The sequence below is a fragment of the Eudoraea adriatica DSM 19308 genome (genome assembly GCF_000382125.1).
GTDB classification, from domain to species: Bacteria; Bacteroidota; Bacteroidia; order Flavobacteriales; family Flavobacteriaceae; genus Eudoraea; species Eudoraea adriatica.
In genome coordinates, this window is sequence record NZ_KB907558.1 from 1 (window position 1) to 10,581 (window position 10,581).

Here is a 10,581-nt window from a genome sequence, read left to right on the forward strand (position 1 = left end):
CTTTTGCAGTAGCTAAATCAGGATTATCTTATGATGAAAACTATGTCTCGAATTTAAGTTAATTTCCTTTGGATTTTAACTCAGTTCTTTGTTGGCAAATCGTTATTTAGTGTTAAGACTATTGTAAACTTCTTTTTCGAATAGACGATAAAAATCATGAGATACTTTATCATTGAAAGGAAGAAACTGTGTAAAATATACTATCGCTATCCCTTTGTCTTTATCCAATGTGTAATAGGAATTAGCTATTCCAGCCCAATAGGCAGAACCTTTGGTTCTGATCAACTCGTCCTCATTATTTTCAATTGCCCATGATAACGAATAAACATCAGAATTATCGGGGAATCCACCCAATATATCAACGATGCCACCTTCAGTTACATTATAACTTGTCGTTAATCCATTGGGCAGTTGATTTTTGAACATTAACTCAACGGTTTCGGGTTTTAAAATTTGACCACCATAATATTTGCCATTATTCTTGATGCATTCAAGAAATGTTAAATAATCCTTTGGTGAACCAAACAAACCGCCACCTGCGTTATATTCAGCAACTGGTTCAGTTGGAATACGAGAGTACTCTTTAAAACCAACTGAATCTCGAACTCCCCAAGAAACAATATTTTCTTTCAAATTTTCAGGAACATTAAACCAAGTGCTATTCATTTTTAAAGGCCCAGTAACATTTTTTCTTAAGTAAGTTTCAAGGTCTTCACCACTTACTTTTTCAATAACCTTTCCAACCCAATCTAAATTCGTTCCGTATTCCCATTTTTCACCACTTTCGAATAATCTGGGTAGGTCATCATAATTCCATCCTGTTTTATCAAATTTTTGAAGGCGTTCATCCAAGAAATCATATCCAAATCCAGCAGTGTGGGTTAATAAGTTTCTCAAAGTTATTGATTTATTAGCTTTAACAAGTTCTCCATTTTTGGTCAGAATAGGAATAGATGTCATTTCAGGCATAAGTTCGTCTAAAGGGTCATCTAGTCCAATTAATCCTTTTTCAACAAGTTGCAATGCGGCAACAGAGGATATGGCCTTTGTCATTGAAAAAATCCTAAAGATGTTGTTTTCATTTATTGTGTCTTTTCCTCCCCAAATTGATGGCCCAAACGCATACCAGCCCATTTTTCCTTCTCTGGTACTACAACCCATAATCGCAGCAGGAAGGTTACTATTTTGAAAGTAAGATTTCATAGGCAATTCATTAATTACAACATTGCTTCCTTCTTTTTCAGTTTTGCATCCAGCTAATATTGAGATGGCAATTAGCGCAAATAATAATTTTTTCATAATTGAATGGTTTTGGTTAGTTTAATGTTTGCCAACAATTGGATATAGTTAATAACTATATCTCACTTATGGAAACTAAGATAACACAATACACCTAAAGACAATGAGCCTAATTTAGACAGAGTGACTTAAAAGTATTCTTTGTGAAAGAGAAATCACAAGCTGGCTGGAAGAATAATTCTAAACATGAAAGATTTGGTCTTCAGTTAATAAGTCATCATTTCGCAGCCTTAAAAAGACTTGTGCTAAAGTGATAACATCTAATTCGCAATAAGCCACTATGCGGTCTAAATCTCCTTCTTCACAATAAACATCTCTTACCATACTGCCATCCATATCTTCTTTGGGTGAAGGAATACCCAGCACATTGGCCATAAGTTTTAATGAGGTGTAATGCTTGAAATCTCCAAATTTCCAAAGTATTAATTTTTAAACACTAACTTCTTATAGAATTCTGATAGTTGCTTTAAATAGTGGTCTTTTTTAGTCTCTTTAAACAATGCTTTGGATACTTATTCGTTGTTGTAGAGTTATGGTACGGAAACTTAAAGAAATTGGACTTTGGGCAACAATAATTCTATTCTTAGTGGGGTTGGTGGTTATGAGTCTGGGGTTTGGGATCATCAATGAGGAAACAACTGATCCTTCAGGCATTGAACTATTCTTTAATTTCCTCGGAGGAGGATTTATTGTATTGCTTGGTGGAGGGGTTGCAGCAGTTATGCTCACGATACTGGTTACCTTGGGATTCGTTGAAATTGGGAAGCGATCCGGAACGAAAGGTGTTCTTATTGGAGTTGGAGTCCTTCTAGTAGCCTGTGGTTTTATTTTCTGGTCGATTTTTCAATGGAGCTCAAACTTGTTGCAACCGTAAAATGATCTGGGCTACCGTAATCACATCCTGTTCACAGTATTTGATAATACGGTCCATGCCTTTATCCTGATAATACACCTGTCGGACCATGCTCCCGTCGATGTCTTCCTTGGGCGAAGGGATGCCAAGCACATAGGCCATGAGCTTCAGGGAGGTATAATGCTTGAAATCCCCAAATTTCCACAGTTTTAATTTTTAAAATTTAATCAAATGAGGATTACATCAATTGTCAAGACACCAATTATAAACAGAAAGCGGCCCTGATTTTAGCCAGAACCGCTTTTGTCATTTGATCATGTCGTCGTTGATATTTAGCTTATTTGCCGGTTGAAATACAAGGCTTTTTCTATCCAAAAGTCCAGATCTCCTTCAGAGTCAAATCCTTCTGAATTGATGAATAGAAATCCTCGCATGACTCTTCCCGTAAAATCCATGTCACGGCTTCCTTTTTTAAAGACAAGTTGATCATGTTGAGCTTTCCCCACTCTAACCATTAATCGATTTTGCCCCGTATTTTTGTCAATATCAATTCCAATGCACATTTTATCATTTACCATAAAAATGAGTCCCCCCATCATTTTCTTCTCCTCTGTGAGATTGGCATGAGACAACCTTTGACGGATGCGATCTGCCTGATATTCGCTAAAAGCCATTTCCCAAAAATAAATTGAGTGGTAACCGTGTTTTCATTTGCAGGTAAATTTAAGCTGACTCTTTTCTAAACTCCTCTGCATCATAATACACTTTGATGCTTTGAATTTTCCCTTCTTTAGTTTCGTACCATTCACTCATATCGAGGGTAATGGTTTTACCGGTAGGCATTTCAACATCAATTTCAACTTGGGTGATTACAAAATTATCTACTTCTACCGCCTTAATCATGCGAGTTCCCCTTACCATAGACATGAAGCCTGTATTCAAGTCGATAAAATCTGATTTACCCTGCACTTGGGCTGCCGGGCCAGTAAAGGTAATTTCATCGGCAATAAATTCTTTCCATGAGTCCGTTCCGGAAGCCATTCCGCCTCCGAAGCCTTCGTGTACAATTTGCATTGGTGTTTTGTCCATTTTCCAGATTTTAATAGGCTATTTAACTTGCGTTTTCGAAGCTAATTTAATTATTAACTTTGAAAAAACAAGTTATTTTATTTGAATTATTAATTTTGGGGTATGGAAGTACGCTCGCATTGCCCAATAAACTTCACCCTTGAGCATCTCGGGGACAAGTGGTCATTACTAATCATAAGGGACTTGATGTTCAAAGGAAAAAGGCACTATAATGAATTTTTAGAGGCTGGTGAAAAGGTATCCACGAGCGTCCTGGGAGACAGGCTTAAGAAATTAGAGGCCTATGGAATTATTTCGAGGGGCAGGGATACCGTCAAAAAGTCCAGGATCCGGTACAGTCTTACTAAAAAGGGAATTGATCTACTTCCAATTTTAATAGAAATGATTATCTGGGGCGGAGAAAAGGACCTTTTAACAGAGACTCCACAGGAATTTATCGATCAGGCAACACAAAATAAAGAGGTCTTTATCAGGCAGATTCGAGAAAACCTAATTAAGGATCATTTGTAAAGTGAGCAATCAAGTATAGGACTTATTTGTCCTTTATTATTTATCCAAGTTTGGAGGGCCAGCTTACGATAAAACATGAAGGATTTGCACTTCCTTTAAAAGCTTCTCATTCCTTAACCTCAGAAAGACCTGTGCCACCGTGATTACGTCCCTTTCACAATACCGGGCGATCCGTTCCAGGTCACCCTCTTCATAATATACCGATCGAACTTTACTGCCGTCGATGTCCTCTTTTGGAGATGGGATGCCAAGGACGTGGGCAAGTAATTTCAGGGAGGTGTAATGTTTGAAGTCGCCAAATTTCCAAAGGTTTAATATTTAACTTATAACTAAGAATTTTCTCCAAGATATGAAACCTTAGTTGGTAAAGCCCATTTATTCCGTTGTGTTTTTGTAGGAATAAGTTTCATGTTAGTAGTTCGATAGCTGGAATGGGGGACAGCGTTGATGTGTATGGTTAGTTGCGTGTTTAAGCAACTAATTTAGTAAACAAAAACGAACGCGAGAAAATTCCGAAGGAATTTTCCAAGTAAGCAACGACCAAAGCAATTAATTATACACGGTGTTGTAAAACGTTTTTTCTAATCAATATTATTTTTTTTGGAATTCCCAGATTTTAATGGTTTTATCTTCACTAGGTGTTGCAATAAATTTTCCATCTGAACTAATATCCATTCCTAAACCTATGTCATCAGTATGTTCAGATAATGTTTGCAGGATTTTTTCATTTTTTACATCCCAAAGCGTCGCATTTACAGGTTTAACAAACCCTGTAAAACCAAAGTGATATTCAAAAAATTCACCTAGCATTTTTTTGTCTGTAAACCCAGCTAAAACTTTATTATTGTCAATAAAAATAACAGAATGTATTGCTTGATTATCACCTTTTAAAGTATGTAATAACTCCCAAGTCTTAGTATCCCATATTATTATGGTTTTATCATCGCCTGCACTTGCTAATAGGTTTCCATTGAGACTAAAATCCATTGCCAAAGGAACCATCGAATGTCCTAAAAGTGTTTTAACTAATTCACCAGTTTTCACATCATAAATTCTAATTGCATTATCACTACCTGATGTGGCAAGTAATTCTCCAGTTGGATTAAATAGCACCTCCCAAATATCATGACTAGAATCTTTAAATTCAAAGATTAATTGACCTGAATTAATATTCCAAATAGAAGCTTTATCATCATTCCCTCCAGCTGCTATTAGTTTTCCATCAGGACTGTAATTAACAGACCATAAATTACCTTCATTACCTTCTAAAACCTGAATCATTTTTCCTGTTTTTACACTCCAAATTCTAGCTTTTCCATCATGAGAACCTGTACAAACGGTTAGTCCATCTGGACTAAAATCTACAGCAGGTGTTCCATACTCATGAGGTAAACTATGAATCACTTCTCCAGAAATTCTAGACCAAATCTTAGCTTCATTTTCCATACCTCCACTAACCATGAGAGTGTCATTAGGCCCAAATTTCACTTCCCAGACTTCATCAGAATGATGAGTAAAAACGTCCTTTAACATGATATAATTACCCTCTTTCAATTCTGGTTGTTTAAACAATTGTAAATACACAAAGACTATTAAACCCAAGAGTATAATCAGTATAATACTTTTCTTTTTTTTCATCGGTTTATTTTCAATGTTTTACAACAATGGGATATAGTTAATAACTATATGTCACTTATAAAAACTAGGATAGCACAATATAAGTAAAGACAAGGAACCTAATTTAGACAGAGTGACTTAAAAGTATTCTTTGTGAAAGAGAAATCACAAGCTGGCTGGAAGATTAATTCTAAATATGAATGATATCATCCTCTTGCAACAACTGCTCGTTACGCAGCCTTAAAAAGACTTGTGCCAAGGTAATTACATCTAACTCACAATAGGCAACAATACCGTCCAAATCTCCTTCTTCATAATAAATATCCCTGACCATACTGCCATCCATATCTTCTTTTGGAGAAGGAATACCCAGTACATTGGCCATAAGTTTCAGGGAGGTATAATGCTTAAAATCTCCAAATTTCCAGAAGTATAATTTTTAAACACTAACTACGAAGCGTATCCTTTCTATACTGCTCTTGATTCAGCAACAGTCAAAATAAACAGTCGTTTTAATGCCGTTTATTTATTGTTGTGAGCTTTTTAATTCTTCCAAATAGTGATGAATGTTTTGTTCTTCCCGGTAAATGGAATCCTTATAATCGACCTGATACTTTTCAAGTATCATAGAAATGTTATACCCGATTACGTAATAATATCTATTGTTAAAGATGTCCGATAGATTTTTGTCTTTTGAAACCTCATATCCTTTAAACATATCGGTAATAAAAGCTTGATCTTCTTTGTTAAGAGATTTTGTGCTGGGACTATATTGTGATAGATATCTTTTAACAAGTGATTCAAAATATCTTGCATTTCCTTCGATTGTAATCTCGTAATCTTCAGCAATACGAATGTCAACATCGTATTCTCTTTTTATTCTTTCAATCCTTTGATTACGAAGTGAGTCATATTTATTGAGATTTTGAATTAAGTCAGCTCCATCAATCCAAATTGCCTTCAACAGATCATTTTCTTGTTTAACACTTTCTTTATACCACTCAAGATCTTGGTGATAAGAACCAAGAAATTTATCAGGCCCTCCAGGCATATGTTTCGACACTGTTTTGGCATATTCAAACATTTCCGGGATTGACCATTGATATGAATGAAATAGCTCGTGACTAACCATAATAGACCAATCTTGAATATCAACAAGGTCGTCTTGAAGGAATTTTTTAGTCAATTCATAACTCTGGAAGTATAGAACTGGTTGCATGTAGGCAAAGGAAGTACTATCACTAGTGACACCATTATTAAACTTCAGACTGGTTGTATCTGTATACGTTTCTGGTAGTTTGATGACCGGTACTTTATTAAAAGTTAGTTCTTGTGGTCTATCGGTAATTTTACGAATATGTTCGTTGGGGTTTAGTATAAAGGCATTTTTTCTACTGTAATATACTGCCGGTGCATAAAAATCATTTTCTGCAAAGTCAGGCCAATGTTTTTGGGCTACTTCATTTTTAATAGTAATCAAATAACTAAGGTGTCTGAAATAGCTTTGGTCCATTAAAGATTTATCCTCCTCTATATTTTTTTTAGTGTCTGCACAAGACAGCGTTGTGAGTAGGATGGTTGTAAATAGAATTTTCTTCATTAATGTATAATTGCACCCGACAAAGGGATATAATTATTGACTACTTTATCCCTCAATGTTAAAGGAAGTATTTAAACACCTCTAAATATAAACAATTTGCTCTTCCGTCAACAACCCCTCATTCCGCAACCTCAAAATAACCTGAGCCACAGTAATCACGTCCTGTTTACAGTATTTTATGATGCGGTCCAGGTCCTGATCTTCGTAATACACTTGTCGTACCATGCTCCCATCAATCTCCTCTTTGGCAGAGGAGATGTCCAGCACATGGGCCATGAGTTTAAGGGAGGTGTAATGCTTGAAATCGCCAAACTTCCAGAGCTGTAATATTTAACTTATAACTAAGAATTTACTTCAAGATATGAAACCTTAGTTGGTAAAGCCTATTTGTTCTGTTTTTGTTAGTCCCTAAAATAGTAAATAAAAACCGACCTAAGGAGGTGATGAACCATAGGCCATGTTGGCTTCTGGCATTCAATCAGAATCCTTCTCTTCGTATACGCCATCAGAAACTATGTCATTAGAGATAAGAAGTTCATCTACATAGTTTCTATATTCTTCAAAGAATATAGATTTCCTTGATTTCCAATAAAGTTTGAATCCAGGTTGGTCCTTCACACCATAAATAACCTGATTTAAGGATTTTGGAATTCTTTCATCGAGGGTGCCTTCCAAAGAAAGATAATAGCTATTTTGAAAAGCTAGAAAAAGGCCATGAAAATTATAGATATGTTGTATTCTTTCTTCTTTCGTCATAGATTCTGGATTTGCAAGAAATCTATAAAACGAGGCACTGGTCTCTCCATTTGCACCCATAGTAACATACCAATTTGTCATGGTATCTATAGTTGCAGTTGCGGTCGCTGATCTAGTTGCTTTTGTATTCTCTTTTAATTGTATTCCTACAAAAACTAATGAAATTAAAATGGCAATGCCACCTAATACCTCTACTAATAATGCTATTTTTTTAAGTTTAACTTTCATATGTATTGTTTGATGTCAACGGTCTGCATATGAGCAGTAGCGGATTTAGGCCACTAAACTGCCAGATAGCAAGATACTTAAATAGATACAAAAAGCGGTTCAAGTTCGCACCTAAACCGCTATTGCTTTTATACAATGTTGTATGCCGTGCTTTCTTTTCATTTACAATAATTTGATATAAACAGAATTGATTGTGCCGTTAAACTTAAATGGTGCCTTTTCAAAATAATCGAAGGAAACAGGCGAGCCTAAATCTGTACCAATATCCAAAGTTTCACTAGCTGAAAATGCCGCTGGCACTGTACCCAAAGTGGTCATGGCACCAACTTCTTTACCATCTACTTTCAAAGTGATCGTTGCTGGTGCTCCAGGCTTATTGTCTTTTATCTTTGTGGTAATCTCAAATTCATGCTTACCCATACCAATTTTATTTTTACTGCTCACTTTAAATTGGTGGATAATCATCATGTTGTATTCGTATTTTAAATAGCCATTATCCATGTAGCAAGTTAATCCACCAGCGCTTCCACCGAGCGCATATAATACACCACTTTGGTTTTCTTTTACCTCCAGATCTATCACCACGGTATTACTTTTTTTACCAAGACCTGGTGCAGCAAATTCCGGCATCCTTGTTGTGGTTTGGTTAAATGTCCATTCGGTATAGGGTGAGGTAATCACATCTTCCGGATGCAGCCTTAACCAAATACCCGCACCAATGGGGAAATCTTTATTTTCCTTGGCTTCATTTAAAAACAGTTCTTTTAGTTCAGCTAGTTTTTCTGGATATTCGGCTGAAAGATCATGCGCTTGTGAGAAATCATTTTTCAAATCATAAAGCTGCCAAACGTCTTCATTTGAGTTCCAGTCTTCTAATCCTTTTTGTGCAGAAACCCAAGGGCGCAGTGGGCCAAATGTACTTGCAAACCAACCCTCATGATAAACTCCACGACTACCGTTATTATCAAAAAATTGGGTCTTTTTTAAATTCTCTGCATTGGGGTTGGTAAATGTTTGTGCAAAACTTTTTCCATCCATCTGGTCTTGCTCAAAGCCATTAACAATTTCAGGATGTTGTATACCTATAATATCATACAGCGTGGGAACAATGTCATTTACATGAAGAAATTGGCTGCGAATTTCCTTGTCAGGTTTTATTCTTTTGGGCCAGGAAATCACCATCGGGTTTCGTGTTCCTCCAAAATGCGCTGCAACCAATTTTGTGCTTCTAAACGGAGTACTTCCTGCCCATGCCCAACCAGAATGATACATGTTTTCTACCTTGTTGGTTCCTAGCGCATCTAAGCCACCAATTTTGTCCAATGCAGCCATTTGTTGACTAATGGTGTTAGGTATCTGGTTTTGAGCTAGCAACTCACTTATACTGCCGTTTTGTCCTTCTGCACTAGAACCGTTATCGCCAAAAATGTAAATCACGATGGTGTTGTCTTTGTAGCCCATAGCATCCATACCGTCGATTAGCTTACCTACTTGCACATCCGTATGTTCTACAAAACCTGCAAACACTTCCATTAAGCGCAATTGAAACTCTTTTTCATCTTCAGGAATATCATCCCATGCGACCATTGTGGAGTCTCTTTCCGTTAATTCAGTCCCCTCAGGAATTATTCCCATAGCTAACTGACGTTGAAAGACTCTTGCTCTGTATTCATCCCAACCTCCATCAAACTTGTCTTTGTATTTCTCTGACCATTCTTTAAAAATATGATGTGGACCATGAGCGGCTCCCGGAGCCCAGTACATGAAAAAAGGCTTGTCTGGCGAATAGGCTTTGTGCTCTCCCAACCACTTAAGACCTTGCTCTGCCATATCTTCTGTCAAATGATAATTAGGGTCGTGGGGAGGTTCAATGGCATTATAATTTTCAAATAATCGTGGTTCATATTGGGAGGTTTCTCCCGCTAAAAATCCATAGAAATATTCAAATCCATAGCCATTTGGCCAAAAGTCTTTTGGTCCCATTGACGTAGTTTGGTTGGCAGGTGAATTATGCCATTTTCCAAAGGCAGCAGTATGGTAACCATAGTTTTTAAGCACTTCGGCTACGGTAGCTGAAGTTTTGGGGATGACGCCTGTATATCCATCAAAATTAACAGCTCGTTCTGCAATGGTGCCAGATGACACTCTTGTGTGGTTTCTTCCAGTTAGCAAAGAAGCCCGAGTAGGAGAACAGATTGAAGTGGTATGGAATCGGTTATACATAATTCCTTCGTTTGCTAGTTTTGTAAGCGTAGGTGTGGCTACTTCCCCTCCAAATGTTTCTGAAACCCCGAAACCAACATCATCTATCAAAACAATAAGTACATTAGGAGCATCATCAGCCAGGTGTTTGTTGTTTGGCCATGGTGCTAATTTACTTTCGGCCAAGGTTTGGCCTGTCTGGCTTTCAGAAGCAATTCTTGGAAATGGGAGAACCCTCCCGTCCTGCTTTTGCAGGTTTTCTGAATGATCAGGATTTTTTTGAGGATTACACCCTGTTATCAGTATTCCTAAGCCAAGGATGGCTATTAAGTGTTTTTTAAATTTCATAATACTCCTTCTTATTAATGTAATTCTAACGTTGGCAATAAAACAGCTCTTTTGTTCTTTCAGCATGGCATACAACGGT

Annotated in this window: 10 protein-coding genes and 4 pseudogenes; 2 read left to right on the forward strand and 12 right to left on the reverse strand. The window is 36.8% G+C overall.

The features are described from left to right. Positions 1–102: 102 nt before the first annotated feature. Both G504_RS0117930 and G504_RS0117935 read right to left on the reverse strand, forming a co-directional pair. On the reverse strand, positions 103–1,299 hold the full coding sequence (locus G504_RS0117930) for a serine hydrolase domain-containing protein (protein ID WP_019671577.1): 1,197 nt from the start codon (positions 1,297–1,299) through the stop codon (positions 103–105). A 180-nt stretch (positions 1,300–1,479) separates the two neighbouring features. Continuing rightward, positions 1,480–1,719 (reverse strand): annotated as a pseudogene (locus G504_RS0117935) (3'-5' exonuclease); the annotation flags it as partial. A 112-nt stretch (positions 1,720–1,831) separates the two neighbouring features. Here G504_RS0117935 and G504_RS0117940 point away from each other — a divergent pair. Beyond that, positions 1,832–2,173: a hypothetical protein gene (locus tag G504_RS0117940; RefSeq protein ID WP_019671578.1), complete on the forward strand. Its 342-nt coding sequence runs from the start codon at positions 1,832–1,834 to the stop codon at positions 2,171–2,173. On the opposite strand, the pseudogene G504_RS19565 reads toward G504_RS0117940, so the two are convergent. From G504_RS19565 to G504_RS0117955, 3 genes and pseudogenes are all read right to left on the reverse strand, one after another. Beyond that, positions 2,153–2,365: pseudogene (locus tag G504_RS19565) on the reverse strand (3'-5' exonuclease); the annotation flags it as partial. The gene G504_RS0117940 and the pseudogene G504_RS19565 overlap by 21 nt on opposite strands. A gap of 119 nt (positions 2,366–2,484) precedes the next feature. Continuing rightward, complete coding sequence (locus G504_RS0117950; protein ID WP_019671579.1) at positions 2,485–2,826, reverse strand: TfoX/Sxy family protein; 342 nt, start codon at positions 2,824–2,826, stop codon at positions 2,485–2,487. A 49-nt stretch (positions 2,827–2,875) separates the two neighbouring features. Next, positions 2,876–3,241 carry a nuclear transport factor 2 family protein gene (locus tag G504_RS0117955; protein WP_019671580.1) on the reverse strand — a complete coding sequence of 122 codons (366 nt, stop codon included), beginning with the start codon at positions 3,239–3,241 and terminating at the stop codon, positions 2,876–2,878. Between the two features lie 102 nt (positions 3,242–3,343). On the opposite strand from G504_RS0117955, the gene G504_RS0117960 reads away from it, so the two are divergent. Next, positions 3,344–3,751, forward strand: a complete 408-nt coding sequence (locus tag G504_RS0117960; RefSeq protein WP_026348688.1) for a winged helix-turn-helix transcriptional regulator — start codon at positions 3,344–3,346, stop codon at positions 3,749–3,751. Positions 3,752–3,814: 63 nt separating this feature from the next. On the opposite strand, the pseudogene G504_RS19570 reads toward G504_RS0117960, so the two are convergent. From G504_RS19570 to G504_RS0117990, 7 genes and pseudogenes are all read right to left on the reverse strand, one after another. Beyond that, positions 3,815–4,066 (reverse strand): annotated as a pseudogene (locus G504_RS19570) (3'-5' exonuclease); the annotation flags it as partial. Between the two features lie 276 nt (positions 4,067–4,342). Further along, a complete protein-coding gene (locus G504_RS0117965) occupies positions 4,343–5,389 on the reverse strand; it encodes a WD40 repeat domain-containing protein (RefSeq protein WP_019671582.1) in 1,047 nt (348 codons plus the stop codon). Between the two features lie 169 nt (positions 5,390–5,558). After that, positions 5,559–5,795: pseudogene (locus G504_RS0117970) on the reverse strand (3'-5' exonuclease); the annotation flags it as partial. Positions 5,796–5,894: 99 nt separating this feature from the next. After that, positions 5,895–6,968 (reverse strand): hypothetical protein, encoded by a 1,074-nt coding sequence (locus G504_RS0117975; protein ID WP_019671584.1) that lies wholly within the window; start codon positions 6,966–6,968, stop codon positions 5,895–5,897. 81 nt (positions 6,969–7,049) lie between these two features. Next, positions 7,050–7,298 (reverse strand): ribonuclease H-like domain-containing protein, encoded by a 249-nt coding sequence (locus tag G504_RS0117980; RefSeq protein WP_316928678.1) that lies wholly within the window; start codon positions 7,296–7,298, stop codon positions 7,050–7,052. Positions 7,299–7,442: 144 nt separating this feature from the next. Beyond that, on the reverse strand, positions 7,443–7,952 hold the full coding sequence (locus G504_RS0117985) for a hypothetical protein (protein ID WP_019671586.1): 510 nt from the start codon (positions 7,950–7,952) through the stop codon (positions 7,443–7,445). Positions 7,953–8,114: 162 nt separating this feature from the next. Further along, a partial coding sequence (locus G504_RS0117990; RefSeq protein ID WP_205619677.1) for an arylsulfatase occupies positions 8,115–10,581 on the reverse strand: 2,467 nt, incomplete at its 5' end.

Bases quoted from the DNA above. Each gene is read 5' to 3' on its own strand.
- G504_RS0117950 (WP_019671579.1), bottom strand. From the start codon at position 2,826: ATGGCTTTTAGCGAATATCAGGCAGATCGCATCCGTCAAAGGTTGTCT.
- G504_RS0117930 (WP_019671577.1), bottom strand. From the start codon at position 1,299: ATGAAAAAATTATTATTTGCGCTAATTGCCATCTCAATATTAGCTGGA.
- G504_RS0117985 (WP_019671586.1), bottom strand. From the start codon at position 7,952: ATGAAAGTTAAACTTAAAAAAATAGCATTATTAGTAGAGGTATTAGGT.
- G504_RS0117940 (WP_019671578.1), top strand. From the start codon at position 1,832: ATGGTACGGAAACTTAAAGAAATTGGACTTTGGGCAACAATAATTCTA.
- G504_RS0117975 (WP_019671584.1), bottom strand. From the start codon at position 6,968: ATGAAGAAAATTCTATTTACAACCATCCTACTCACAACGCTGTCTTGT.
- G504_RS0117955 (WP_019671580.1), bottom strand. From the start codon at position 3,241: ATGGACAAAACACCAATGCAAATTGTACACGAAGGCTTCGGAGGCGGA.
- G504_RS0117965 (WP_019671582.1), bottom strand. From the start codon at position 5,389: ATGAAAAAAAAGAAAAGTATTATACTGATTATACTCTTGGGTTTAATA.
- G504_RS0117960 (WP_026348688.1), top strand. From the start codon at position 3,344: ATGGAAGTACGCTCGCATTGCCCAATAAACTTCACCCTTGAGCATCTC.